Source organism: Arthrobacter sp. Y3221087, assembly GCF_059089905.1.
The window spans coordinates 563,117-588,086 of the sequence record NZ_JBNHFE010000001.1; the positions used below are offsets into that span (position 1 = coordinate 563,117).

27 protein-coding genes and 1 pseudogene are annotated in these 24,970 nt (G+C 66.9%); 17 read left to right on the plus strand and 11 right to left on the minus strand.

Annotated features, from left to right (window positions below):
- Window positions 1-4: 4 nt before the first annotated feature.
- Together AC5RUO_RS02595 and AC5RUO_RS02600 are read right to left on the minus strand one after the other, a co-directional pair.
- Window positions 5-670 carry a hypothetical protein gene (locus AC5RUO_RS02595; protein WP_494102725.1) on the minus strand — a complete coding sequence of 222 codons (666 nt, stop codon included), beginning with the start codon at window positions 668-670 and terminating at the stop codon, window positions 5-7.
- A gap of 5 nt (window positions 671-675) precedes the next feature.
- The gene (locus tag AC5RUO_RS02600; protein WP_494102726.1) at window positions 676-1,065 is read right to left on the minus strand and encodes a PLD nuclease N-terminal domain-containing protein; all 390 of its coding nucleotides are present in this window, start codon (window positions 1,063-1,065) and stop codon (window positions 676-678) included.
- A gap of 62 nt (window positions 1,066-1,127) precedes the next feature.
- Between AC5RUO_RS02600 and AC5RUO_RS02605 the strand changes: the two genes are divergently transcribed.
- Window positions 1,128-1,442, plus strand: a complete 315-nt coding sequence (locus tag AC5RUO_RS02605) for a DUF4229 domain-containing protein (RefSeq protein WP_494010010.1) — start codon at window positions 1,128-1,130, stop codon at window positions 1,440-1,442.
- 3 nt (window positions 1,443-1,445) lie between these two features.
- On the opposite strand, the gene AC5RUO_RS02610 is transcribed toward AC5RUO_RS02605, so the two are convergent.
- The 4 genes from AC5RUO_RS02610 to AC5RUO_RS02625 all read right to left on the minus strand — a co-directional run bounded on the left by AC5RUO_RS02610 (window position 1,446) and on the right by AC5RUO_RS02625 (window position 5,409).
- Complete coding sequence (locus AC5RUO_RS02610; RefSeq protein ID WP_494051649.1) at window positions 1,446-2,327, minus strand: 1,4-dihydroxy-2-naphthoate polyprenyltransferase; 882 nt, start codon at window positions 2,325-2,327, stop codon at window positions 1,446-1,448.
- Window positions 2,328-2,401: 74 nt separating this feature from the next.
- The gene (locus tag AC5RUO_RS02615) at window positions 2,402-3,586 is read right to left on the minus strand and encodes an AMP-binding protein (RefSeq protein ID WP_494102727.1); all 1,185 of its coding nucleotides are present in this window, start codon (window positions 3,584-3,586) and stop codon (window positions 2,402-2,404) included.
- Between the two features lie 13 nt (window positions 3,587-3,599).
- Window positions 3,600-4,553, minus strand: coding sequence for a 1,4-dihydroxy-2-naphthoyl-CoA synthase (locus tag AC5RUO_RS02620; protein WP_494051647.1), 954 nt, complete (start codon window positions 4,551-4,553; stop codon window positions 3,600-3,602).
- A 91-nt stretch (window positions 4,554-4,644) separates the two neighbouring features.
- Complete coding sequence (locus AC5RUO_RS02625; RefSeq protein WP_494102728.1) at window positions 4,645-5,409, minus strand: CPBP family intramembrane glutamic endopeptidase; 765 nt, start codon at window positions 5,407-5,409, stop codon at window positions 4,645-4,647.
- Between the two features lie 71 nt (window positions 5,410-5,480).
- Here AC5RUO_RS02625 and AC5RUO_RS02630 point away from each other — a divergent pair, with 71 nt between their 5' ends.
- The 8 genes from AC5RUO_RS02630 (at window position 5,481) to AC5RUO_RS02665 (ending at window position 14,378) form a co-directional block, all read left to right on the plus strand.
- Entirely contained in the window at window positions 5,481-6,455 is a 975-nt protein-coding gene (locus tag AC5RUO_RS02630) for a metal ABC transporter substrate-binding protein (RefSeq protein WP_494102729.1), read from the plus strand.
- The gene (locus AC5RUO_RS02635) at window positions 6,452-7,228 is read left to right on the plus strand and encodes a metal ABC transporter ATP-binding protein (RefSeq protein ID WP_494102730.1); all 777 of its coding nucleotides are present in this window, start codon (window positions 6,452-6,454) and stop codon (window positions 7,226-7,228) included. The genes AC5RUO_RS02630 and AC5RUO_RS02635 overlap by 4 nt, the downstream gene beginning before the upstream one ends.
- The gene (locus AC5RUO_RS02640) at window positions 7,228-8,094 is read left to right on the plus strand and encodes a metal ABC transporter permease (protein WP_494051643.1); all 867 of its coding nucleotides are present in this window, start codon (window positions 7,228-7,230) and stop codon (window positions 8,092-8,094) included. The genes AC5RUO_RS02635 and AC5RUO_RS02640 overlap by 1 nt, the downstream gene beginning before the upstream one ends.
- A gap of 259 nt (window positions 8,095-8,353) precedes the next feature.
- Window positions 8,354-8,701, plus strand: a complete 348-nt coding sequence (locus AC5RUO_RS02645; protein ID WP_494102731.1) for a molybdopterin oxidoreductase — start codon at window positions 8,354-8,356, stop codon at window positions 8,699-8,701.
- Window positions 8,701-11,217: a nitrite reductase large subunit NirB gene (nirB, locus tag AC5RUO_RS02650; protein ID WP_494102732.1), complete on the plus strand. Its 2,517-nt coding sequence runs from the start codon at window positions 8,701-8,703 to the stop codon at window positions 11,215-11,217. The genes AC5RUO_RS02645 and nirB overlap by 1 nt, the downstream gene beginning before the upstream one ends.
- Complete coding sequence (locus AC5RUO_RS02655; RefSeq protein ID WP_494010020.1) at window positions 11,214-11,543, plus strand: Rieske (2Fe-2S) protein; 330 nt, start codon at window positions 11,214-11,216, stop codon at window positions 11,541-11,543. Before nirB ends, AC5RUO_RS02655 begins: the two co-directional genes overlap by 4 nt.
- Window positions 11,544-11,717: 174 nt before the next feature.
- On the plus strand, window positions 11,718-13,178 hold the full coding sequence (locus AC5RUO_RS02660) for an amino acid permease (protein ID WP_494102733.1): 1,461 nt from the start codon (window positions 11,718-11,720) through the stop codon (window positions 13,176-13,178).
- A 123-nt stretch (window positions 13,179-13,301) separates the two neighbouring features.
- Window positions 13,302-14,378: a DNA polymerase IV gene (locus tag AC5RUO_RS02665; RefSeq protein ID WP_494102734.1), complete on the plus strand. Its 1,077-nt coding sequence runs from the start codon at window positions 13,302-13,304 to the stop codon at window positions 14,376-14,378.
- A gap of 104 nt (window positions 14,379-14,482) precedes the next feature.
- On the opposite strand, the gene AC5RUO_RS02670 is transcribed toward AC5RUO_RS02665, so the two are convergent.
- A complete protein-coding gene (locus AC5RUO_RS02670; protein ID WP_009356651.1) occupies window positions 14,483-14,659 on the minus strand; it encodes a CsbD family protein in 177 nt (58 codons plus the stop codon).
- 132 nt (window positions 14,660-14,791) lie between these two features.
- Between AC5RUO_RS02670 and AC5RUO_RS02675 the strand changes: the two genes are divergently transcribed.
- The 5 genes and pseudogenes from AC5RUO_RS02675 (at window position 14,792) to AC5RUO_RS02695 (ending at window position 18,685) form a co-directional block, all read left to right on the plus strand.
- The gene (locus AC5RUO_RS02675; RefSeq protein WP_494102735.1) at window positions 14,792-15,250 is read left to right on the plus strand and encodes an SRPBCC family protein; all 459 of its coding nucleotides are present in this window, start codon (window positions 14,792-14,794) and stop codon (window positions 15,248-15,250) included.
- A 133-nt stretch (window positions 15,251-15,383) separates the two neighbouring features.
- Window positions 15,384-15,563, plus strand: a pseudogene (locus AC5RUO_RS02680) (pentapeptide repeat-containing protein); the annotation flags it as partial.
- A 199-nt stretch (window positions 15,564-15,762) separates the two neighbouring features.
- On the plus strand, window positions 15,763-16,989 hold the full coding sequence (locus AC5RUO_RS02685) for a thiolase family protein (protein WP_494010024.1): 1,227 nt from the start codon (window positions 15,763-15,765) through the stop codon (window positions 16,987-16,989).
- Window positions 16,989-17,816 carry an enoyl-CoA hydratase/isomerase family protein gene (locus AC5RUO_RS02690; RefSeq protein WP_494102736.1) on the plus strand — a complete coding sequence of 276 codons (828 nt, stop codon included), beginning with the start codon at window positions 16,989-16,991 and terminating at the stop codon, window positions 17,814-17,816. Before AC5RUO_RS02685 ends, AC5RUO_RS02690 begins: the two co-directional genes overlap by 1 nt.
- Complete coding sequence (locus AC5RUO_RS02695) at window positions 17,813-18,685, plus strand: 3-hydroxyacyl-CoA dehydrogenase family protein (protein WP_494102737.1); 873 nt, start codon at window positions 17,813-17,815, stop codon at window positions 18,683-18,685. The genes AC5RUO_RS02690 and AC5RUO_RS02695 overlap by 4 nt, the downstream gene beginning before the upstream one ends.
- A gap of 21 nt (window positions 18,686-18,706) precedes the next feature.
- Here AC5RUO_RS02695 and AC5RUO_RS02700 read toward each other — a convergent pair whose 3' ends face one another.
- Window positions 18,707-18,940: a DUF6480 family protein gene (locus AC5RUO_RS02700; protein WP_494010027.1), complete on the minus strand. Its 234-nt coding sequence runs from the start codon at window positions 18,938-18,940 to the stop codon at window positions 18,707-18,709.
- A gap of 76 nt (window positions 18,941-19,016) precedes the next feature.
- On the opposite strand from AC5RUO_RS02700, the gene AC5RUO_RS02705 reads away from it, so the two are divergent.
- A complete protein-coding gene (locus AC5RUO_RS02705; RefSeq protein ID WP_494010028.1) occupies window positions 19,017-19,625 on the plus strand; it encodes a GNAT family N-acetyltransferase in 609 nt (202 codons plus the stop codon).
- An 8-nt stretch (window positions 19,626-19,633) separates the two neighbouring features.
- Here the strand turns inward: AC5RUO_RS02705 and AC5RUO_RS02710 are convergent, their stop codons facing one another.
- Window positions 19,634-20,551 carry an SGNH/GDSL hydrolase family protein gene (locus tag AC5RUO_RS02710; protein WP_494102738.1) on the minus strand — a complete coding sequence of 306 codons (918 nt, stop codon included), beginning with the start codon at window positions 20,549-20,551 and terminating at the stop codon, window positions 19,634-19,636.
- Window positions 20,552-20,727: 176 nt separating this feature from the next.
- Here AC5RUO_RS02710 and AC5RUO_RS02715 point away from each other — a divergent pair, with 176 nt between their 5' ends.
- Window positions 20,728-21,426, plus strand: a complete 699-nt coding sequence (locus AC5RUO_RS02715; protein ID WP_494103366.1) for a tyrosine-protein phosphatase — start codon at window positions 20,728-20,730, stop codon at window positions 21,424-21,426.
- Entirely contained in the window at window positions 21,423-23,549 is a 2,127-nt protein-coding gene (locus tag AC5RUO_RS02720; RefSeq protein ID WP_494102739.1) for a S1 family peptidase, read from the plus strand. The genes AC5RUO_RS02715 and AC5RUO_RS02720 overlap by 4 nt, the downstream gene beginning before the upstream one ends.
- 74 nt (window positions 23,550-23,623) lie before the next feature.
- On the opposite strand, the gene AC5RUO_RS02725 is transcribed toward AC5RUO_RS02720, so the two are convergent.
- Window positions 23,624-24,331, minus strand: a complete 708-nt coding sequence (locus tag AC5RUO_RS02725; protein WP_494010031.1) for a DUF4397 domain-containing protein — start codon at window positions 24,329-24,331, stop codon at window positions 23,624-23,626.
- 121 nt (window positions 24,332-24,452) lie between these two features.
- Window positions 24,453-24,905 (minus strand): PaaI family thioesterase, encoded by a 453-nt coding sequence (locus AC5RUO_RS02730; protein WP_494010032.1) that lies wholly within the window; start codon window positions 24,903-24,905, stop codon window positions 24,453-24,455.
- Between the last annotated feature and the right edge of the window lie 65 nt (window positions 24,906-24,970).

Here is a 24,970-nt window from a genome sequence, read left to right on the forward strand (position 1 = left end):
GCGGTCAGCCGGCGGGGTGGCTCGTCTTGAGCCAGGCGTTCGCTGAGGGCAGGAAGAACATCACCAGCCCGACCAGGGCCAGGAGCAGTTCGGCGCCCCAGAGCAGCAGGACGTAGCTGGCGCCGTCACCCTCGGGGACGAGGAACGCGATGGCGACGATCATCACCAGCGCGTGGCCGGCGAGCAGCGGGATGAGGGCCCACCTGGCCCAGCCCTGCCGGCCCAGCACCACGCCCAGCATCGCTGCCTCAAGGAGGATCACCAGCAGCAAGGCTCCTCCGCTTCCCCAAAAAACGATCCCGGTGGCGGTGGTCACGGCCTCTGCGTCACCGCCCGGCGCCATCTGCTCCACCACTCCGCGCAGCCGTTCCAGGTGCCCGTCGCGGGTGAGGAAGGAACCCACCAGGACGGCCAGGCCCGCCAGGAAGCTGGCAAGCCACAGTGTGCGGCCATGCCTGATGGTGCCCGGAGCCGGCGGGATGACGGCGATGGGGGCAGGTGCGGAATAGGACAGCCCCGGCCGCGGCGGCGGGGCGTGCTGGGTGGGAGGCGGTGCCGGGGGCTGGCCGGCGGACGAATCGGACGGTTCGGTGGCTTGCCCCTCTGCCGGATAGGCGGTCCCGGATGTATTGGTCCGCAGACGCTCTTCTCCGTCAGGTTGGTGAGCCATAGGTCCTACTTCCGTCCGTCGGTATCGCGTTCGTCGGTTTCGTGCTTGTCCTTGCCGCCGTCGTCCTTGGCCTTGGCATCCAGCTCTTCCTTGAGCTTCTTAAGGCGGGCAGCCTCGGCCTCGTTGCGGCGGCGGAGTTCAAGGTTACGGAGGAAATCGGGGTCGTCGTCCGGGGCGGTGGGGTGCCGGTAGTTCTGTTGCTGCGGGGCGGAACCGCGCGGCCGACCGATGAGCAGCCAGAGGATGGCGCCCAGGACGGGGAGGACGATCATCACCACGATCCATGCGGGTTTGGAAATTCCCCGCGTGAGCCGGCCGTCCGTGCGGATCACGTCCACGAGGCCATACACGAAGATGACGAGGACTGCCACGGCCAAAGCCACACGGAGGAGCATGCCATCAAGTCTATCGCCCGCAGGGCCGCGGGACCCCGGGCGGGAGACGGCTAAACTTGAATGTGGCCTTTTTGAAATATTCCCTGATCCGACTTGCCCTCTTCGCACCGCTGTTCGTGCTGTTCACGCTCCTGCAGCTGGGCGTCCTGATGTCCGTGATCTGTGCCGCCCTGATCGCCTTCGCCGTCAGCTACCTTTTCTTCCAGAAGCAGCGGGACGAGGCTGCCGCAGCCCTGCACCATCGGTTCTCCGGCAAGGCCAAGCCGCTCCGTTCGGCCAATGAGGTCCAGGACGCCAACGCAGAGGACGCGCTCCTGGACGCTAACCCGGACATCGCCATCAGCAATGACGCGAAGGACCACAAGCCGCGCAGCTAGGGCCTAGAACCCGTGGCTGAGCACCAGGCCCAGTGAGAACAGCAGGCTGTACCCGAGGTTGATGAGGCCGGTCTGCTTCAGCACCGGGATGAGGCTCTTGCGCTTGCGGCCGTTGATCATCAGCCAGGACGGCATCAGGCAGGCCGGTATCAGCAGCAGCACAATCAGCATCCATGGCCGCGCCGGAGCCAGGATGACCACCAGCAGGATGGCCACGGCCAGCATCAGCACGTAGCTTTCCCGGGCATGCTTGTCACCCAGCCGCACGGCCAGGGTCTTCTTGCCCACCTGCATGTCCGTGGGGATGTCCCGCACGTTGTTGGCCATCAGCAGGGCGGTGGCAATGAGCCCGGTGCCGATGGCGCCGATGATGGCGGGCAGGTTGATCTGCCCTGCCTGGGTGTAGGTGGTGCCGAGCGTCGCCACCAGGCCGAAGAACACGAACACGAACACGTCGCCCAAGCCCATGTAGCCGTAGGGGTTCTTGCCGCCCGTGTACCCCCAGGCAGCCATGACGCAGCCCAGTCCCACCAGGATCAGCCACCAGCTCTGGGTGATGATCACCAGGACCAGCCCGAACACCATCGCCGCAGCAAAGGTCCCGAACGCGGCTCGCTTCACGTGCTCCGGCTTGGCCACGCCGGAACCGACCAGGCGCAGCGGGCCTACCCGGTCATCGTCCGTCCCGCGGATGCCGTCGGAGTAGTCGTTGGCGAAGTTCACGCCCACCTGCAGCAGCAGGGCCACCAGTGCAGCGAGGATGGCGTTGAACAGGAGGAACGAATCCATCTCGTAGGCGGCAGCGGAGCCGATAAGTACCGGCGCTATCGCGGCGGGCAGGGTTCGCAGTCGCGCGCCTTGGATCCATTGTGCGGCTGTGGCCACGGTTAGTACCTCGTATTGAATCGGGAGTCCGGCGGGGCGGAAGCACGCACCCGCCGCTTTGGTGCAGGTCCACTCTACTTTCCCTGGTGCAGGGCGCTGAGTTCGGCGGTCATGGCAACCCGGTCGGGTTTGCCGTTGGGCAGCATCAGCAGGGCGGAGGCGGCCAGCACGGTTTTGGGTGCCAGCACCCCCAGCCTGCGGTGCCATTCCTGTTCAAGCACGACGGCGCGTTCCCCCGGTGCGGCGACCGAACCGGCGGCACCCGGGGCGGCGGGTTCGTCCGCGAGGGCAACATACGCGGCCACGGCCTGGCCCCACTCCGCGGAGGGAACGCCAGCCACGAACGCGGCCGTGACGCCGTCGGACTTTTCCAGTTCCTCCTGCACGTGCAGAGCGGAGACTTTCATGCCGCCGGTGATGATCACGTCGTCCATCCTGCCCAGCACGGTGAGCCGGCCGTCGTCGTCAATGCTGCCGAGGTCGTTGGTGCGGTACCACCGCACGCCGTCCTCCTCGAAGAAGGTGCCGGACTCCTGGTCCGGCGCCTCAAGGTAGCCGGCGGCGATGGTGTCGCCGCCCAGCAGGATGCGGCCGTCCCCGTCCACCCGGACGGACACGCCTTCCAGGGGGTAGCCGTTGTAGATGCAGCCGCCGGAGGATTCCGCGGACCCGTAGGTGGTGACAACGCGTACGCCGGCGTCCCGGGCAGCGTCCAGCAGGGACTCAGGCGCCGGACCCCCGCCCAGGAGGACGGCGTTGAACCGGCGGAGCACCGCCAGGGTTTCGGGTGACGGGTCATCAAGGAGCCGCTGCAGCTGGGTGGGGACCAGTGAGGTAAAGCGGATCTTGTCCGTCAGCTCCAGTGCCGCGGCTGTGAAAGCCTCCGGCGTGAACCCGCCGGACATGTCCATAACCCAGAGGCGCGTGCCGGCGAACAGCGAACGCACCAGCACCTGGATGCCTGCCACGTACTGCACCGGCAGGGCCAGGAGCCACTGCCCTTCACCCTTCAGCGCCAACGCCGTGGCCATGGAGGACGCGGCTAGCGATTCCACGGTGAGGACCGTCGCCTTGGGCGTTCCGGTGGATCCGGAGGTGCGGACCACGGCCACCGCATCGTCGCAGCCGGGCGTTTCAACGTGGCCCACCACCAGGGAGCCGTCCCCGGCGATGGAAAGTTCGACGGCGGGGCCCTCGCCATGGAGGGCGGCCGCCAGGGCCTTCAGGGCCGGTTCGATGTTGAGGGGACCGCTGCTCATTGCCGCGCCTGCCTTAGAAGTAGTGCGGGAAGGAGGACCAGTCGGGGTCGCGTTTTTGCAGGAAGGCTTCCTTGCCCTCCACCGCCTCGTCCGTCATGTATGCCAGCCGGGTGGCTTCACCGGCGAACACCTGCTGGCCGGCCAGGCCGTCGTCGGCAAGGTTGAAGGCGAACTTCAGCATCCGGATGGCCTGCGGCGACTGGCGGGCGATGTCAGCCGCGTACTCCAGGGCCACCTCCTCGAGGCGTTCATGGTCCACGGCCTCGTTCACGGCGCCCATCCGGACCATGTCCTCAGCGGAATATTCGCGGGCCAGGAAGAAGATCTCCCGGGCGGCCTTCTGCCCGATCTGGCGGGCCAGGAGCGCCGAGCCGTAACCGGCGTCGAAGCTTCCCACGGTGGCATCGGTCTGCTTGAACTTGCCGTGCTGGCGGGACGCGATGGTCAGATCCGCCACCACGTGCAGCGAGTGTCCGCCGCCTGCCGCCCAGCCGTTGACGACGGCGATGACCACCTTGGGCATGGTCCGCATCAGCCGCTGGACTTCCAGGATGTGGAGCCGGCCGGCCCTGGCGGGGTCGATGGTTTCGTGGGTCTCGCCGTCGGCGTATTTATAGCCGTCCCGGCCGCGGATCCGCTGGTCACCGCCGGAGCAGAACGAGTGGCCGCCGTCCTTTGGGGAGGGGCCGTTGCCGGTGAGCAGGACGGTGGCCACGTCCGGGGTCATCCGCGCGTGGTCCATGGCGCGGTACAGCTCATCCACGGTGCCCGGCCGGAATGCGTTGCGGACTTCGGGCCGGTTGAAGGCGATCCGGACCGTCGGCAGGTCACGTACCCAGCCGCCGTCGGAATCCCGCTCCACCTGGCGGTGGTAGGTCATGTCCTGGAAGTCTTCAAAGCCGGACACCACGCGCCAGCGGGTGGGATCGAAGACGTCGGACACCGGGGCGGGGATCTGGTTGCTCACCGTCCAAGTGTAGTAATCAGGCTTAGCTGATGCAGAACCCGGTTGCCCAGCGGGGTGCCAGAAGCGCGGTCCTGACGGTCCGTACCGGCACCTAGGCCGGAACGCCCTGCTGGAGCTGGTCGTACAGCTCCGGCGGGATGGCGTAGAGAAAGACGACGGCCAGCAGGTTCTTGGCGGCATGGACGAAGTAGGAGAACATCAGGTTTTTCCCGGTCCAGACGTAGACGAACACCAGGGTGGCGCCCATCGCCAGGTATGGGAGCAGCACCGTCAGTGTGATGGTCCCCTGACTCATCATGTGCATGACCGCGAACAGGGACACGGACAGCGCACAGCAGACCCAGATGTTGACACGGCGGCTGAGCTTGCCGATCAGCAGGTGCCGGAAGATGTACTCCTCGACAAAGGGGCCTACAAGCACCAACAGTGGAACCATGAGCCAGGCAGGAACCTGCTGGATCAGCGACTGCACACCCGCTTGGTTTGCTGACGTCTGTACTTCGCCACCAACAGTCACTACCAGCGCAGTGAAGGCCATCATGGCGACCACTGCCGCTGGAATCATTAGCAGGGTGAACCATGGCCGGGTGGCAAGGACCCGGAGGTCCCTGCTTGCAACCCGGCGGGCAGCCACAATCGCTACGATCCCCACCGAACCAAACCACAACAGGTTTGCCGCGTAGGATACGGCCGCCGGGGAGGGGGCAACCTGGCGCAGGAAGGGGGCCAGAAGGCCACCCCCGAATGCAAAGAATCCGGCGATCGCAACGAAAAGTCCTACTGCGGTGAAGTCCAGGGGAGTAAACCGGTACAGCTGCGGCTGAGGAGCAGGTGGTATGCGGTGGGCGGTAGCCATGGTTTCAGCCTATCCCGGGGAAGGGGAGGCTGCGTTGCCCGCGGAAACCTGCTTCGCGTAAAATGTTCGGTATGCCTAAATTTACGTTTCGGTGCGCCAAAGTAGCCGCCCGGACCAGTGCCGCGCACCGGCTGCGCCTCCGCGCCGCGGCCGTTGCCGCCATCGTGCTTTCCCTCTTGCTCACCGGCTGCGGAGGCGGCGCCGCCGGCAACGGCGACGACGGCAAGAAGGTGGTCCTGACCACCTTTACTGTGCTGGCCGACGTCGCCCGGAACGTTGCAGGGGACAAGCTAACGGTGGAGTCCATCACCAAGGCGGGCGCCGAGATCCACGGCTACGAGCCGACGCCGGGGGACATCCGGAAAGCGTCCAAAGCCGACCTCATCCTTGATAACGGGCTGAACCTGGAAGCTTGGTTCGCCCAGTTCGTGGAGGGGCTGGACGTGCCGCACGCCGTGGTCAGTGAGGGCGTGGAACCCATGAACATCAGCGAGGACGCCTACCAGGGCAAGCCGAACCCGCACGCCTGGATGTCGCCGCTGAACGTACAAACCTACGTGGACAACATGGTGAAGGCCTTCTCGGAGCTGGATCCGGACAACGCCGAGGCCTTCAAGACCAACGGGGACGCCTACAAGGCCGAGCTCCAGGCTGTGCAGGACCAGATGACCACCCGCCTGGCCGGAGTGCCGGAGGCGCAGCGCGCCCTAGTCACCTGCGAGGGCGCATTCTCCTACCTGGCCCGCGATGCCGGGCTGAAAGAGCTCTACATCTGGGCCGTGAACGCCGAGCAGCAGGCCACCCCGCAGCAGATCACCCGGGCCATCGAGTACGTCAAGGCCAACAACGTTCCCGCGGTGTTCTGCGAGTCAACCGTCTCGGACGCCCCCATGCAGCAGGTGGTGGGTGCCACCGGCGCCAAGTTCGGCGGCACCCTCTACGTGGACTCGCTCTCCGAGGCTGACGGCCCCGTGCCCACCTACCTGGACCTCATCAGGCACGACGCCGACGTCATCACCAAGGCCCTCACCGGAGCCGGGTCATGAGCACCCCCGCCATCCTCGTTGACAACGTCACCGTCCACTACGGCGAGGTCCTGGCGCTGGATGCCGCCTCCCTGACCCTGGATCCCGCCCGGATCTGCGGCCTGGTGGGCATGAACGGTTCCGGCAAGTCCACGCTGTTCAAAGTGATCATGGGCATGATCAAGCCCGACGCCGGCACGGTCCGGATCAACGGGAAGTCACCCGGCCGGGCCCGCCGGGAAGGCGGGATCGGATATGTGCCGCAGAGCGAGGACGTGGACTGGCAGTTCCCGCTGTCCGTCCGCGACGTGGTGATGATGGGCCGCTACGGGCACCAGGGCTTCACCCGCCGCGCGTCCAAAGCCGACCGCGCCGCCGTCGACGAGGCACTGGACCGGGTGGAGCTGGGCGGCTACGCCGGGCGCCAGATCGGCCAGCTGTCCGGCGGCCAGAAGAAACGCGCGTTCGTGGCGCGGGGGATCGCGCAGGGGGCCACCACCATGCTCCTGGACGAACCTTTTGCCGGCGTGGACAAGCGCTCCGAGGCCACCATCACCCGGCTGCTCCGCGAGCTCGCCTCGGACAGCTGCACCATCCTGGTATCCACGCACGACCTGCACGCCCTGCCCCAGCTCTGCGACGAGGCCGTGCTGCTGATGCACCGGGTGCTCATGCACGGGCCGCCGGAGCAGGTGCTGCAGCCGGAGAACCTGGCGATGGCCTTCGGCCTGGACGTGCTGAACCGCGGTCTGCCGGACCAGGACATGGATGCCCGGAAGGAGCGGACCGCCTGATGGAGCTCCTCCTCGAACCCCTGTCCTATGACTTCATGGTCCGGGCCATCGTCACCACCGCGCTCGCCGCCGTCGTCTGTGCCGTGCTCAGCTGCTGGCTGGTCCTGATCGGATGGTCCCTCATGGGCGACGCCGTTTCGCACGCGGTGCTGCCCGGCGTCGTGCTTGCCTACATCGTGGGCGCCCCGTTTGCGCTGGGTGCGCTGGTGTTCGCGCTGGTGGCGGTCACCCTGATCGGGGTGGTCCGCAACACCAGCCGGGTGAAGGAAGACGCCGCAATCGGGATCGTGTTCTCCTCGCTGTTCGCGCTGGGCCTGGTGCTGATCTCCGTCACGCCCAGCCAGACCGACCTCAACCACATCATCTTCGGCAACCTCCTCGGCGTCAGCGTCCCGGACCTGATCCAGGTGCTGGTGCTCGGCGTGGTGGCCTTCGCCATCCTCATCCTCAAGCGCCGCGACCTCACCCTCTACGCCTTCGACCCCACCCATGCGCATGCCATCGGGCTTTCGCCCCGCCGGCTCGGCGCGCTCCTGCTCGGCCTGCTCGCCCTGACGTCCGTGGTGGCGCTGCAGACCGTGGGCGTGGTGCTGGTGGTGGCCATGCTCATCATCCCCGGGGCCACCGCCTACCTGCTGACCGACCGGTTCTCCCGAATGCTGGTCATCGCGCCCACCATCTCGGCCCTCTGCTCCGTGGCGGGCATCTACATCAGCTACTACCTGGACACCGCTTCCGGGGCCATGGTGGTGCTGACCCAGGGCGTGGTGTTCGGCGCCGTCTACCTCTTCAGCCCGCGGCAGGGCCTGATCGGGACCCGGCTGGCAAAGGCCCGGCGCCGTAAAGCGGCTGCACTGGCGGTGTGATTCCCGCTTCCGTTCCGTCGGTTCCCTGCCCGCTCGACGTTTCCCGCCGTCGAGTCTGCAGGGAACCGTCGAAATGGCTTACGACGGCGGCACGCGGCCCGGTGCCGCGGCACCTCTTGGGATCCTGAGTCAGGCTGAGCACCCTCCGGAAACGGTGAGGTTGGCGTAAAGGAATCTTTACGGCGGAACCGGTGAGCTGAAACATCGGCGGCGCAGGATGGGCAGTGCCAGTTGTTGTGCTGCCGAAAGGATCCCGCCCGTGCTGACCCAGAATCTCTTCCTGCAGGGCATCTACTCCTTCCAGGGCGCGGGAATGGAAAAGCCCGTGCCCATCCACAGTGAGCTTTTGCACTACGTCCCGGACGGGGTGGTCAACCAGACGCTGTATTTCCGCGGCGGCAATTCCAGCGCGGAACTGATCGCCGTGGTGCTCCTGCGCAACGGTGTCCCCATGCGCTACTTCCCCATCGGCGCTAAGAGCGACGTCCACGTTCCCCTGCGGGTGGTGGAGGACATCGAAGGCGGCACGGCCATTGAACTGCACGTGGCCGCGCCGGAGGGTGTGGCCGGAACCGTGGTGGTGGACCTGGGCATGGTGGAGCACTGATGGCCACCGTCCTGGTCAACCCCCGGAGCCTGCGGTCCGGCCGGAAACAGCGCCGGCATTTGGTGGTCATCGGCAATGGAATGGCAGGAGCCCGGGCCGTGGAGGAGATCCTGGCCCGCGGCGGCGCGGACATGTTCACCATCACCATGTTCGGCGACGAGCCCTACGGGAACTACAACCGCATCATGCTCAGCCACGTCCTCTCCGGCGACGAAACCGACGCCGGGATCCTCCTGAACCCCCTGTCCTGGTACCAGGAGAACGGCATCACGCTGCACGCCGGGGTCCGGGTGGACAGGATTGACCGTTTCGCCAAGAACGTGCACTCCAGCGACGGCAGGGTGACCCCGTACGACACGCTGGTGATCGCCACCGGAAGCCGTTCGCACCTGCCGCCGATGGACGGGTTGTACACACCCGCCGGATCCCTCAAACAGGGCATTTTCGGGTTCCGCACCATCGATGACACGCGGAACATGCTGGCCCACGCGCGGACCGGCCATACCCGGCATGCCGTGGTGATCGGCGGGGGACTGCTGGGGCTTGAGGCGGCGTCCGGGCTTCGCCGCCACGGCGTAACCGTGGACGTGGTCCATTCCGGCGGGCACCTCATGAGCGCCCAGATGGGGCCCGACGGCGGTGCGGTGCTCCGCCGCAGCGTGGAGGCCCTGGGCATCGGGGTGCTTACCAATTGCCGCACCACCGCCGTCCTGGGCACCGACAGGGTCACCGGGGTCCAGCTGCGCGACAGGCCCGACCTTGGGTGCGACATGGTGGTGATGACCGCCGGAATACGCCCCAACGTGTACCTGGCGGTGCTCAGCGGGCTGCCGGTGGAGCGGGCCATCGTGGTGGACGATTCACTCCGGGTCCAGGACGAGGACGACATCTACGCCGTGGGCGAATGCGTCCAGCACCGCGGCGAGGTTTACGGCCTGGTGGCCCCGCTCTGGGAGCAGGCGGTGGTGCTGGCCAACCACGTGACCGGCGCCGACACGTCGTCGGCCTACCTAGGCACCCGGACGGCCACCAAGCTGAAGGTGGCGGGGGTGGAGGTGGCCTCGATGGGCCTGCACGGGCCGGAACTGGACACGGACGAACATATTGTCTTCTCCGAGCCCAGCCGCGGGGTGTTCAAGTCGATTGTGGTCCGGGACAACAAGATGGTGGGGGCCACGCTCCTGGGCGACAGCCGCAAGGTGGCCTACCTCGCGCAGGCGTACGGCAACGGGCTGCCGCTGCCGGAGGAGCGGCTGGGCCTGATGTTCGACCTTGGAACGCCGGGCGCGGAGACCGGCGTGGAGGAGCTCGACGGCGGCACCCAGGTCTGCAACTGCAACGGCGTCAGCAAGGACGCGCTGGTGCAGGCGGTCAAGGGCGGCTGCACCACGGTGGCCGGAGCCATGGAAGCCACGCGCGCCGGCAAGGGCTGCGGCTCCTGCAAGCTGCTGGTGGGCCAGGTCGTGGAATGGGCTGCCGGGGGAGCCGTGGAGGAGGACCCCGCCGCCAACTACTACGTTCCCGGCATCCCACTGGATAAGCCCGCGCTCATGGCCGAAATCCGGAGGCTGGGGCTGCGGTCCGTCTCCCAGGTGTTTCAGGCCCTGGCGCCGGACGGCCAGGAGGATGCGAAGTCCAAGATGGGCCTGGCCTCGCTGCTGAAAATGATGTGGGCCCGCGAGTACATCGATGAACGTGACGCCCGGTTTATCAACGACCGGGTCCATGCCAACATCCAGCGCGACGGAACCTTCTCCGTTGTGCCGCAGATGAAGGGCGGCGTGACCAGCGTCGAGCAGCTGCGGCGCATCGCCGACGTTGCGGAGAAACACAACGTGCCGCTGATCAAGCTCACGGGTGGGCAGCGGATCGATCTGCTGGGCATTCGCAAGGAGGACCTGCCGCAGGTATGGGCGGACCTGGACATGCCCTCCGGCTACGCCTACGGCAAGAGTTTCCGCACGGTCAAAACCTGTGTGGGCAAGGACTTTTGCCGCTACGGCACCGGGGATTCCACCGCCCTCGGCGTCAGGATCGAGTCCCGTTTCCAGGGGCTGGAGTCGCCGGCGAAGCTGAAGCTGGCTGTCTCCGGCTGCCCCCGAAACTGCGCCGAGTCCCTGGTCAAGGACGTGGGCGTGGTGGCCGTCGAGGGCGGCCGCTGGGAGATCTACGTCGGCGGAGCCGCGGGTGCCCACATCCGCAAGGGCGACCTGCTGGCCACGGTGGACAGCCAGGACGAGGTCATGGCCCTGGCCGGCCGGTTCATGCAGTACTACCGCGAGCACGCCAACTGGCTGGAGCGGACGTACTCGTTCGTGCCGCGCGTGGGCATCGAACACTTGCGGGCCGTGATCGTCGAGGACTCGGAGGGGCTCGCCGGCAGGCTGGACGAGGCCGTGCAGGCTTCGGTGGACGGCTACGCGGATCCGTGGCGGGAACGCGACGACCCCCAGACGCCGGGCCAGTTCCGGACCTCGCTGCCGCTGACGGTCCTGCCGCAGGTGCCGGTCCGATGAGCGGCACGCACGCGCGCAGCCACAACCTCGGCCCCGTGGACCAGATCCCGGTCGGGGAGGGCCGGGCCTTCGGCGTCGATGGGACGCAGGTGGCGGTCTTCCGGCTGCGGGACGGTTCCGTGCGCGCAGTCTCGGCCGTCTGCCCGCACCGAGGAGGACCCATCGCGGACGGCACCATCGACCGGCGGGTGGTGATGTGCCCCCTGCACCAGCACGCCTTCGACCTCGCCACCGGCTGCTCCACCACCGGCATGGACCCGCTGCAGAGCTACCGGGTGTGCTTGGACGGGCAGCAGAATCTGATCCTGGAGACAGGGCTGGTGTAGCCCACGTCACGTAGCACCCCCTCCCGTCTTGTAGGATGGACAAGCCGCGCGAAGCTTCGGCTTTACGAGGGTTTGGACTCATAAACTGTCGCTGCAGGAGCAGAACGCCGAATTTGTGAGCTGGATTACTTCGTATTCCGGATGCGGCCAACCCCCAACCCACAAGGAACAGTTGTGCCTCAAAGTACCCCAACAGATCTCCAGAACAGCACGGCACCATCCACCGCCGTCGATCCCTCCCTCAGTGCCGAGGGCTACAGCAAGACGCTGGGCAGGCGCCATGTCACCATGATCGCCATGGGCGGCGCCATCGGCGTCGGCCTCTTCATGGGTGCAGGCGGCCGCCTCGCCTCCACCGGCCCGGCCCTGATCTTCTCGTACGCCATTGCCGGCGTCATCGCCTACCTGCTGATGCGGGCCCTGGGTGAGCTCATCATGTACCGCCAGACCTCAGGCTCGTTCGTCAGCTATGCCGGCGAGATGTTCGGCAAGAAGGGCGCGTTCCTGTCCGGCTGGATGTATTTCATCAATTGGGGCATGACCGGCATCGCCGAGCTCATCGCGATCGGCCTGTACTTCCAGTTTTTCTTCCCCAACGTCCCGGTGGAGGCCTCCGCCATTGCGGCACTGGCGCTGCTGGTGGCAGTGAACCTGCTCAGCGTCAAGGCGTTCGGTGAATTCGAATTCTGGGCCTCCTGCCTCAAGGTGGGCGCCATCCTCATCTTCCTGGTGGTTGGTACCTTCATGGTGGTCACCAACGCCCAGGTGGGTGACGGCAACGCCTCCGTGGCGAACCTCTTCGCTGCCGAAGGCGGCATGTTCCCCAAGGGCGCCCTGGTGATGGTCCTGGTCCTGAACGCCGTGATCTTCGCCTACAACGGCATCGAACTGGTCGGCATCACCGCAGGCGAGATGCAGAACCCGGAACGCGAAGTGCCCAAGGCGATCCGCGCCGTCGTGCTCCGCATCGTGGTGTTCTATGTCGGTTCCGTGACCCTGCTGGCCATGCTCCTGCCCTCGGACCAGTACAAGGCCGGCACCTCCCCGTTCGTGACGGTCTTTGGCCAAATGGGCCTTGGCTGGGTGGGTGACGTGATGAATATGATCGTCATCACCGCAGCACTGTCCTCCTGCAACTCCGGCCTGTACTCGATCGGCCGCGTCTTCCGCACCATGGCCAACAACGGCCACGCCCCGCAGTGGCTCACCCGGATGTCCAAGCGGCACGTACCGTACGCGGCCATCCTGGCCATCGCGGCGTTCTACCTGGTGGGCATCCTGTTGAACATCTGGCTGGGCGGCTCGCACGCGTTCGACCTGGCCCTGAACACCGCCTCGATCGGCGTGATCTTCACCTGGGGTGCCATCTTCGCCAGCCAGATCGTGCTCCGCCACCGCAAGGGCGTCACCTCCAGCCTGCCGATGCCCGGATCGCCGTGGACAAGCTGGGCCGGCCTGCTCGGCCTGCTGGCCATCACCGTGCTGATCGGCTTCGACACCATGACCAGCAAGACCGGCGAGGTGTTCTACCTGGGCCTGTGGACCCTGGCCACCATCCCGTTCTTCGCGGTGCTCCTCTGGCTCGGCTGGCAGAAGGTCAAGAACAACGAGCCCAAGAACGCGCTCTACAGCTAAACATGCCTTAGCAATGAATGACGGCGGGACGCCCCTGGGGAGGGCGGGCCCGCCGTCGGCGTTTTCCGGCTTGGGTGCGGGAAATGGTGGTGCGGAGCGCCGGGCGGGGGCAGACTGTGGCTTGTGGGAGAACCCTGGGTGCTGCATGTTGACCTCGACCAGTTCATCGCCGCCGTCGAGGTGCTCCGCCGGCCGGAGCTGGCGGGCAAGCCCTTGATCGTGGGCGGCCGAGGTGATCCCACCGAGCGGGCGGTGGTGTCCACGGCGTCCTACGAGGCCAGGGCGTACGGCGTCGGCTCCGGAATGCCGCTGCGCATTGCCGCCCGGAAAGTCCCCGACGCCGTCATCCTGCCCGTGGACCAGGACGCCTACCTTGAAGCGTCCGGGAAAGTCATGGCGGTGCTGCGTGCACAGCCGGACGCCACTGTCCAGGTGCTGGGGTGGGATGAAGCGTTTGTGGGCGTGCATACGGAGGACCCGGACAACTATGCCCGGCAGCTGCAGCAGGCGGTCCTGTCCGAGACCCGGCTGCACTGCAGCGTGGGCATCGGTGACACGCTGGTCCGCGCCAAGGTGGCCACGACTTTTGGCAAGCCCGCCGGGGTCTTCCGTCTCACCGAGGGCAACTGGCTTGACGTCATGGGCGGCCGGCCCACCATCGACCTATGGGGTGTGGGAACCAAAGTCTCGCGCCGCCTGGCCAAGCTCGGGATCGAAACGGTCGCCCAGCTGGCGGCATCCAACCCTGATGACCTGGTCCCCGAGTTCGGCCCGAAGATGGGACCCTGGTACGCACAGCTGGGCCGCGGCGACGGCGCCCGGGAAGTCGACGACACGCCCTGGGTGGCACGGGGGCACAGCCGGGAAACCACCTTCCAGCAGGACCTGACCGGGCCCGCGCAGGTTGACGCCGCCATCCGTGAACTGGCCGGGCACGTCCTCGAGGACGTGGCGGCCGAGGGGCGGCCGGTGGTCGGTCTGACCCTGAAGGTCCGCTACGCCCCGTTCATCACCAAAACTTATGCCCGGAAAATCCCGGAGACAGCCGATCCCGCGGAAGTGCTGGCCAGGGCGCTGGACCTGGTGGCGAAGATCGAGCCGGACCGCCCCATCCGGCTGTTGGGGCTGCGGGCTGAGATGACCATGCCCGGGGACTCCCGGCAGGGGCACACCCCCACCCCCACCCGCAGCGGCTGGTGACGGGCAACCTCAGGGAAAGCAGAACGGCGGCGGATCCGAAAGGGATCCGCCGCCATTTCTGGCTGTTGCAGCACGCCGTTCGCTGCGGCTGCGCCAGCAAGGACCTAGTCGCGCTTGAACTCGTCCTTGACGCTTTCGCCAACCTTCTTGGCATCAGCCTTGACCTGGTCCTTCTGGCCTTCGGCCCTCAGGCGGTCATTGTCAGTCGCGTTGCCCGCAGCTTCCTTGGCCTTGCCGCCCATGTCTTCTGCTGCATTACCGATCTTGTCTCCGAGGCCCATGATGGACTCCTTTCGTTTCGTCGATCAACCTGACCACTTCACCCTAACACGAAGCATGCTTACTATTTCAAGCCCGTGTATCCGCGGGCGGATGCCTGTTGATTGTCAGTGCCCGGGGCTAGGCTCGGAACCATGGAACAAACCACCACGCTCACCCAGCACATCCAGGCCGCCCCGGAGAAGGTGTGGTCTGTCATCACGGACATCCCGGGCTCGGCGGCGACACTGTCCGGCGTGGAGGCGGTCCAGCTCCTCACGGACGGCCCGTACGGCGAGGGAACCCGGTGGAAGGAAACCCGGAAGATGTTCGGCCGGTCGGAAACCGTGGAGATGTGGGTGGACCAGGTGGATCCGCCCCGCAACACCACGGTGAAGGCCGTCCAAGGCGGTGCGGATTACAGCACGCGGTTCAACCTTGCTCCGCGGGACGGCGGAACGGACCTCACAGTCACGTTCGGGGCAGAGGTTGCCAAGCCCGCTGCCGCAAGCCGCATCATGATGGCGCTTTTCGGAAAGATGGGCCTGGCGGCCACGCGCAAAGCCTTGGCCAAGGACCTGGCGGAGATCGCAGCGAAGGCTGAGTCGCTGTAGTGGCGGACGCCCGGCCCGCAGTCCGGAAGAAGCCGGGCCAGGGGGTCGCGGCGCCCCGGCTTTCACAGGTGGTGCCGGCGGACCTTTCGGACGAGCCTGCGCCGGAGTTCGTGCGCGGCGGGAAATACGACGGCGCTGCACCATCGGCACCCTTGACTTAACCGGTGTCAGGCTCAAGGATTTCGACCTCCGGGGCACCGATTTCCGTGGCATCGGCGAACTGGGCAGCGTCGCCGGAATGGTGGTCGACGATTACCAGCTGGGACTCCTGGCGCCGCTCCTGGCTGCGCACCTCGGCATCACCATCCTCTAGCTGGAGTTTTTGTCCACTTACGGCGACCTACGCGCCGCTGAAGTCCCGCGTAGCGGTCGCCAGATGTGGACAAAAACTCCAGAGGTACGCAACGGCAGCCCTGCCGTGTACTATTTACAGAACGAACGGTCGGTAAGTGGAGGATTCCGCGATGCCGGATGCCGATGACAGTGCTGTTTATCGCATGAAGGGTGTTTCCATGGCTGCAACCGCAGGTCCGCAGGCTTTCCTTGTTGGCGGGGTCCGAACGCCAGTAGGCAAATACGGCGGCGCGCTCTCGTCCGTCCGCCCCGATGACCTTGCCGCTTTGGTAGTCCGGGAAGCCGTAAACCGGGCGGGCCTGGACCCGGACAGCATTGACGAGGTCATCCTGGGCAACGCCAACGGCGCGGGCGAAGAAAACCGGAACGTGGCCCGGATGGCAACCCTGCTGGCCGGGCTGCCGCTCCACATTCCCGGAATCACGGTCAACAGGCTGTGCTCCTCGGGCCTGAGTGCCATCATCCAGGCCAGCCACATGATCAAGGCCGGTGCCGCGGACATCGTGATCGCCGGCGGCGTGGAGTCCATGAGCCGGGCACCATGGGTGCAGGAGAAGCCCGCCGCCGCCTTCGCCAAGCCGGGCCAGATCTTCGACACCTCCATCGGTTGGCGCTTCGCCAATCCGCATTTCCAGCACGGTGCCCTGTCCCGCGACGGCAAGATGACGTACTCCATGCCGGAAACCGCGGAAGAGGTGGCCAGGGTGGACAACATCTCCCGTGAGGACGCCGACGCCTTCGCCGTCCGCTCGCACGAGCGGTCCCTCGCAGCCATCGAAGCCGGCCGGTTCAAGGACGAGATCGTCCCCGTCACGGTGAAGACCCGCAAATCGGAAAGTGTGGTGGACACCGACGAAGGCCCGCGGCCGGGAACCACCATGGATGTCCTCGCCGGGCTGAAGCCGGTGGCGCATGGCGGCACGGTGGTCACCGCCGGCAACTCCTCATCCTTGAACGACGGCGCCTCCGCGATCATCGTGGCCTCGGAGGCCGCCATCGAACGGCTGGGCCTGACGCCCCGGGCACGCATCATCGACGGCGCCTCGGCCGGCTGCGAGCCGGAGATCATGGGCATCGGACCGGTTCCCGCCACCCAGAAAGTCCTGAAGCGCAGCGGCCTCAGCGTGGGCGACCTTGCAACCGTCGAACTTAACGAAGCCTTCGCCACGCAGTCCCTTGCCTGCATCCGCCGGCTGGGCCTCGAGCCGGACATTGTCAACAACGACGGCGGCGCCATAGCCCTGGGGCACCCGCTCGGTTCCAGCGGTGCCAGGATTGCGATCACCCTGCTGGGCCGGATGGAACGCGAGGACGCCCGGATTGGCCTCGCCACCATGTGCATCGGCGTGGGCCAGGGCACGGCAATGCTGCTGGAGAAGGTCTGATGCCCGGCGCCGTGGACCTGGCCGCGGAAAAGTTTCACGCCCTCCTGGTGGAGGAACGCAGCGACCGGGTGGTGGTGCTGCTCAACAGGCCGGAGGTGCGGAACGCCATCGACCAGCAGATGGTGGACGAACTGCACACCGTCTGCACCGCGTTGGAACAGAACCCCAAAATCCTGATTATCGCCGGCGTGGAGGGCGTCTTCGCCTCCGGGGCGGACATTGCACAGCTCCGGGAGCGCCGCCGGGACGACGCACTGCAGGGAATCAACTCCACCATCTTCGTCCGGATCGCCAAGCTGCCTATGCCGGTGATCGCGGCCCTGGACGGGTACTGCCTGGGTGGTGGGGCGGAACTGGCATACGCGGCCGATTTCCGGATCGGCACGCCGGCCGTGCGGATTGGCAATCCCGAAAGCGGGCTGGGGATCCTCGCCGCAGCCGGTGCCAGCTGGCGGCTCAAAGAGCTGGTGGGGGAGCCGGTGGCCAAGCAGATCCTGCTGGCCGGGCGGGTCCTTGGCGCCGATGAGGCGCTGGCAGTCAACCTCATCACCGAAATTCATGAGCCGGACGGCCTGCTGGACGCAGCCCACCACCTCGCGGATGGGATCGGGCGGCAGGACCCGCTGGCGGTCCGCATCACCAAGTCCGTGTTCCATGCCCCGGCCGAGGCCCACCCCCTGATCGACCAGCTGGCCCAGGGGATCCTGTTCGAATCTGAGGCGAAGTTCGAGCGCATGCAGAAATTCCTGGACAGGAACGCCGCCAAGAAGGCCGGCAGGGAATCCGGCGTGGAAGCCGGCAGCGAAACCGGAAAGAAGGACCGATGACCAACCCCAAACTCGCACCCGGACTTCCCTCACACGTCGGTGTCCTAGGCGGCGGCCGCATGGGCGCCGGCATCGCGCACGCCTTCCTGGTCAAGGGCGCCGACGTGCTGGTGATCGAGCGCGACGAGCCGTCCGCCGAGGCAGCCCGAGAACGGATCGAGGCGGCCGCGGCCAAAAGCATTGAACGCGGCGCCACTGACGCCAGCCTGGACGAGATGGTGTCCCGGCTGGCTGTGGGCGTGGACTACGACGCCTTCACCGGCCGGCAGCTGGTGGTGGAGGCCGTGCCGGAGGACTGGGACCTGAAGGTCACCGCCCTGCGCGGCATTGAGGAGCGGCTGGGCGACGACGCGTACCTCGCCTCCAACACCTCGTCCCTGTCCGTCAACGGGCTGGCCGGCGAGCTGAAGCGGCCGGAGAACTTCCTGGGCCTGCACTTCTTCAACCCGGTCCCGGCGTCCACCCTCATCGAAGTGGTGCTGGGGGAGCGCACATCACCCGGACTCGCGCGAGCGGCCAAGGGGTGGGTGGAGGCACTCGGCAAAACCGCCGTCGTTGTCAATGACGCCCCCGGATTCGCGTCCTCCCGCCTCGGGGTCGCCATCGCGCTGGAGGCGATGCGCATGGTGGAAGAGGGCGTCGCCTCGCCGGAGGACATCGACGCCGCCATGGTCCTGGGCTACAAGCACCCCACGGGGCCGCTTCGGACCACCGACATTGTGGGGCTGGATGTCCGGCTAGGGATTGCTGAGTACCTGCACTCCACCCTGGGGGAGCGGTTCGCGCCGCCGCAGATCCTCAAGGACAAGGTGGCCCGCGGTGAACTGGGACGCAAGGCCGGCAAGGGCTTCTTCGACTGGTCCAGCTAGGACGGCGCTTTAGGCGCTTGCCTAGTCGAAGAACCCGACGATATAGCCGATGAAGTAGAGCAAGGACAGCAGGACCACGATCCCGATGATCGCGATCCACAGGAACTGGGTGCTCTTCTTGGTCCCGTGCTCGTCGTGCCCCTGCGGGCCGGCGGTGGAGGCTTCGCCGGGCGGGGTCTCTCCCGGCGGCACGCCGCCGCCGGGCTCCAGGCCTGTGATCCTGTCGTCCTCCGGGTCCGGATTTGTTCCTGACACGTCAACTCCCTTTTGCTCGCCGTCCTGGTGCTGTCCCAGCGTAACCGGCACCGATGAGGGGGCCTAGGCTGGTGCAGTGACTTTCCTAGAACCCCTTACCCTGACCGGCCGCCATGTAATCCTGGAGCCGCTGGCCGAGGAGCACCACGACGGCCTGGTTGCTGCGGCAACCGACGGTGAGCTGTGGAAGCTCTGGTACACCTCGGTGCCGGCGCCGGAGGAAATGGCCGAAGAGATCCGGCGCCGCCTGGCGCTGCAGGACGAGGGCTCGATGCTGCCGTTCACCACCCGGCTGATCGACCCCGCCACTGGGGGTCCCGGCAGGATCATCGGGATGACCACGTATATGAATATCGACGCCGGCACGCCCCGGGTGGAGATCGGCTCCACCTGGAACGCGGCGTCAGCCCAGGGCACGGGCACCAATCCGGACTCCAAGCTGCTGCTGCTCCGGCACGCGTTCGAGACCATCGGCTGCCCGGCCGTCGAGTTCCGCACTCACTGGCTCAACCACCAGTCGCGCGAGGCGATCGCGCGGCTGGGTGCCAAGCAGGACGGCGTGCTGCGTAACCACTCCCGGACCCGCGACGGCATCCTCCGCGACACCGTGGTGTTCTCCATCCTTGAGCACGAATGGCCCATGGTCCGCACCGGGCTGGAGCACAGGCTCGCCCGGCGCGGGTAGGTTTAGGACTACGGCCGGACCAGTTGACCCAGTTTTATCGAAGACAGCAAGGCGGAAGCATACGCCCGGTGCCCGCTGGGGGTTGGATGGAAGTTGTAGTCCGCGGTGAAGTCCGTTAGTGCCAGTTGGAGCCAGGGTTCGGTTGAATTCACTGCATGACCGGCAAACTCATCTGTCACATCAATGTATTGCGCGTTGGCCTGATAGAGGGCATTGGCAGTACTCGCTGCGGCTGCGATTGCGGCATTTACCCGCAGTGTTGCCTCGTTCATCAGCATTTGGTTAACCACCGGGATGGGAGCAAAAGTACTGGACGGCTCAAAGAGCAAGGGGTAACCAAGGACCGCAATCTTTGCGTTGGGTGCGGCCTGGTGAATTGCTGCATACGTCTGAACCAGGCTGGCTGTTAGGAACGCCAGGGCCTCAGGCGAGGTCGACTGCGTCACAGCTGCCCGGCATGCTTCCTCAGAAGAGAATGCGCAGACTCCCAGGACGTCGGCGAATCCGAGGTCGTTCGCTCCAGCCGTGATGGACACCAGTTCCGTATCGGACGAAAGTGCCCCCGAGCTCACCAGGAATTGGATTTGTTCCTGAACAGTTGGCGTATAGATAACAGGGTCCCAGGTGGGGCTGGCCATGGAGAGAACAGCGCCGTGGCATGCAGCATTGGCCACCAACTCAACACGTCCAGTCTTTCCGATCCGATCAACATATCCAGGACTGCTCTGCCAGCAGTCAACGCCCGCTGGCCGTTCCGGAGCCCCGGCGCCTGTTCCAGCCGTGTAGGAGTCACCCAGCGCAACGTAATCAACGTTCGGCGGGGGAGCCGCGTTCGCTGGGATGGCTGTGAAGCCCAGGGCCATGGCCAAGGTGGCGAGGCCGGCCGCAAAAGCTGACTGTCGCCGTCGTACTGGTGCAATTCCCATCGCAGTTCTCCTTTGAACACCGCCTCAGGCACAAACGTGTAGGTGTACGTTACGCCCGGCGCGGGCGGGCGTCCTCAGCGTGCGGCCCGCAATTTCCCTAATTCTTCCCCAATCGTGACGTGCGTCTCCTGTGACTGGTGTGATTAGCTGGCCGAGTGACGAAAACGGGCAGGTCCATGGATTGGGACGGTGCTGTCAACGCGTGGCACGTGGCCGGCGGCGTTTACCGGATGGGACGCCGCGAATGGCTGACGGAGGCGGGCTGGCAGCAGGCGTTAGACGACGGCGTCCGCACCGTCGTCGACCTTCGCAATGCCGCGGAGGCGCGCCGCCGGGACACCGATCCTCTGGTGTCGGACGCCGCATGGCACGGCATGGCCGTCGTCTCGGCACCCACCGAAGAACCCGGCCACCCCCGCTTCACCGAACTGTGCGGTCCCTACCTCAACGATCCCGCCTTCTATGCGGACAACGCCCGCATCTTCCCTGCAAAGCTGGTGGGCGTCTTCCGGGCGCTTGCGGCAGGGGCGGAGCGCGGCGGGGTGATCCTGCACTGCGCCGCCGGACGCGACCGCAGCGGCATGGTGGCCGCCATGGTGCAGGACCTGGCGGGGGACTCAGACCAGGACATCGCCGAGGGCTACTGCCGCGCGGCCCGCGGCATCAATGAGCGCTACCGGACCCACGGTCCGCCGCATGACCGGGAACGCTACCTGGACGACGCCGAACTGGCACCGCTGCTCGAGCGGCGCGGGGCCGCAGTGGTGGAGTTCGTCCGTGCCCTGGATACCCGGGGTTACTTGCTCCGGAACGGCCTCAGCACCGACGAACTCGACGCCGTGCCGTCCCTGTGCGGGATGGGAGTGGCCCGATGAGGGCGGCCCGCCTGCCCCGCTTCCTGTCCCTTGGCGCCGTCGCCGGGGTGCTGGCGTCCTCCGCCTACATCGCTGCTCCGGCGGGGGCGGCGGACCAGGCTCCTGAGGCTCCCGGCGTCCGGCTGTCTGAAGGCGGCCCCGGCCTTTCGGAAGCGGCGCTGGCCGAAGCGGTGCAGCGGGATCTCGGCCTCACCCAAGCGCAGTTCGCCTCGGCTGGGGAGCTTGGTTCCCGGGCGGCTGCTGCGGCAGTGCAGCTCCGCGACGTCCCGGGCTACGTAGGCATCAGGCTGGAAGACGGCCGGGTGGTGGTGACAGGGTCCGGTGCCGAGCTGCTGGCAAAAGTGGCCGGGCTCGCTGTCCAAATACCGGAACTGGTGGTGGAGGCACCGTCGCCCGAAGCCAGGCTGGCGGATCCTGGCGCCGCAGCTGCCCCTGGCGAAGGGGCGGAACTGGCCGTCAGCACCGAGCAGCTGTTCCAGGCCTACTTGCGCGAGGTCGGCCCGGAAGGACTCCAGGCTGTGCTGGCGTCCGGCGGGAAATTCGTGATCCGCACCGGTGGCGTCAACACGCCCGAGTCAACCGGGAAGACCGGCACAACGTCCGTTCCGGTTCGCAGCGGGAAAGTGTCGCCCGCCGAGTTCGTGGCCAAGTACGCCAACGTGGAGCTCGACGGCGGCGCCTCGCTTGCGCCCGAAGCGGACGTTCCGGGGGGAGTCGGCTACATCGCCGACACCGGCTGGGTCTGCTCCACGGGCTTTTCCGCCTTCGACCCCGCAGGCCTGCCCGCTGTTCTCTCCGCCGGGCACTGCGCCTCCGATGGTGCGGCGAAGTCCGCAACCCTGCAGTTCCTCGGCGAGTCTGCCGGCCTGCTGGGCGACTTTGGCTTCAGCCAGTACGGCGGCCCGGGCAACTCCAGGGTCCTGGACCCCAACACCCCCACCGGCCCGGGCGGCACGGCTCTGACTGACCCCGGGAATGTGGGCACCGACATCTCCGTCATCGAGTCCCTGCGCACGGACGTGGACCCGCTGCCGGCAGCCAGCACGTGGGGCCACCCCGCCCAGCCGGGCCCGGACGTCAAGATCATCGGCAGCGCAGACCCCGTGCCGGGAATGCCGGTGTGCCGCTCGGGACGGACGTCTTTCTGGTCCTGCGGGACCATCGATGCGGTGGGGATCTTCGTTGTCCCCGGCCATGGCTACGCAACGGACCCCACCGACTTGCGGGCCTTCCGCGGTTTCCTGTCCTACGCCGTGCAGTCCAGTGGCGGTGACTCCGGCGGCCCCTACGTCAGCGGCAACTACGCCGTGGGGACGCATGCTGCCGGCGACACCCCGGACGAGAACGGCAACGTCGTCCAGAACATGGCCATTGCGGCGACCCTCAGCGAGGGCCTGGCTGTCCTGCCTGGTTACCAACTGGAAGTCTTCCTCAACAAGCCTGCCGTCACCAGCCCCGCGCCCGGCGGCACCTTCGAAGCGGGGCAGCCGGTCAGCGGCACGGTTCCCGCCGCACCGGCTTCCGCCGTGGCTGAAGGGTCAACAGTCCGGATCACCCTGGACGGCGAAGATCCCTTCGAGGTGCCGGTGGACAGCGCCGGAAACTGGAGCTTCACGGCCCCTGAAAGCATCCCCGGGGGCAGCGGAAAGCTGCGGTTCACCGCCGAGACGGTCAACGGGTTCAGTGTTTCCGGCATCAGCAGTTTCGAGTTTGGGGATGTACCGGAAGAGCCGCCCGCACCTCCGGCACCGGCTGAACCGCCCGCCCCTCCCGCTCCGGCTGAACCGCCCGTGCCTCCGGTGCCAGTCGAACCGGCAGCAATGGTGCCTGCCCCCGCGCCCACCGGAACGGCCCCCGCGAGCCCGGCCCCGGCTGGCCCGGCTCCTGTCCCCCCGTCGGATCCCTCGGATGGCGGCGCCGCCGTCGTACCTTCCCCGACCGGGACGCCGCCCGCCGGCCTGGCCGATACATCGGGCCCGTACAGGGCGGGCTCCACTGGCGGGCTCGCCTACACCGGAACCAGCGCACTCCTGCCGGCGGCAGGTGCGGCGTTGGCGGCGCTCGCCGTCGGCATCCTCCTGACAGTCCTGGTCCGCCGGCGGAACCGGCGCCGCGTCCCCTAGTTTCGAATGGGCGGGGACGCCTGCGGCGCCCCGCCCATGTGGCCAGCCATCGGGGCCGGACCCCGTGCCCGCGGTCAGCGGTGACCGTGCCACCTGTCGTCGCCGTCAACCACCTGCACGGCCGTGGCCAAGGTGCCGTCGGCCAGGCTTCCCCAGGCATAGACGATGGTGTTCGTCCCGCCTGCAACGGTGATGTCGGCCGGGCCGATCACCGGAGCGGTGGTTCCTGCCGCGGCTACCGCAGCTGAGATCGTGCCGGCCCTCAGCTTCAGCACAGCTTCATCGGGATTCGTGAGGCCTTGGATAACGGGTTCGCCGTAAGCCAGCACATCGACGGCGGGAGCTGCGGCCACGTGCCTGACCGTCAGTTTGCCTTTCCGGTCGTTGCGCAGGCCCTTGGTGCTGTTTTCGAACAGCGAAGCCGTGGGGGCGCCCTCGGCGCTGAGATGGGCCACGGCTGTGTAGTTGCCACCCTCGTCGAGCTGCACATCCACAGGCCCAATCACCGGGTTCTTGGCGGAGGTGGCATCGGCGGCAGTCACGGCGATCTGGTAGTAGCCGGCAGCCAATTCCAGCGGCCCTGCCAAGGTGCCGGGAGTGAAGTCATCAAGCGTGAGGTTCCCGTTCACCCACACATCCACCGTCAGGCCCGGAACACCATGGAGGACGGACAGCAACGCGCCGTCGTCCTCGTGGTGCCAACCGCCGGCCTGGGCGGGAGCGGCGAAGGCCAACGAGGCGGCCAGGGAAAGTGCTCCGGCGGCGTAACCCATTCTGCGCATGTCAAACTCCTTCAAGGATGCCCGGCAGCCCGGGCTGTTTGTGCTTACGCGCTTAATACCGGGGAAGTGCAGTCTTTGGATGCACCGTGGGGTAGTTTTTCCTGGCTAGTGCTTGTTGCGGCTAGTGCTTGTGGCGCCGCATCAGCAGGTTGGTGATGCGGAGCGTGCACAGCCGCTGACCGATCTCGTTGGTGATCAGCACCTCGTGCGTGGTGAGCGTGCCGCCCAGGTGGATGGGCGTGGCCGTGATGGTGATTAGCCCTTCCCTAGCAGACCGGTGGTGCGTGGCGGAAACATCTACGCCCACCGCCGTCTTGCCCATCGTGCTGGCGTGGATCACGGCGGCCCAGGAGCCTACCGCCTCGCCCACGGCCAGCGAGGCTCCACCGTGGAGCAGTCCGAACGACTGCCTGTTGCCCTCCACCGGCATGGTGGCCACAACGCGCTCCACCGACTCCTCCACGATCTTCACCCCCATCTTCTCGTCCAGCTCGCCGAGGGTGATCTTCCACAGCTCGTGCTCTGTGGGGGAGTGGTCCTGCGTCTCGGCGGAATTCGGAACAGGGGTGCTCATGGGAGTCTCCTTCGGTGTTGCCGGACGGCACATTCATGTATGGTTCTTATATTACCGAACGGACG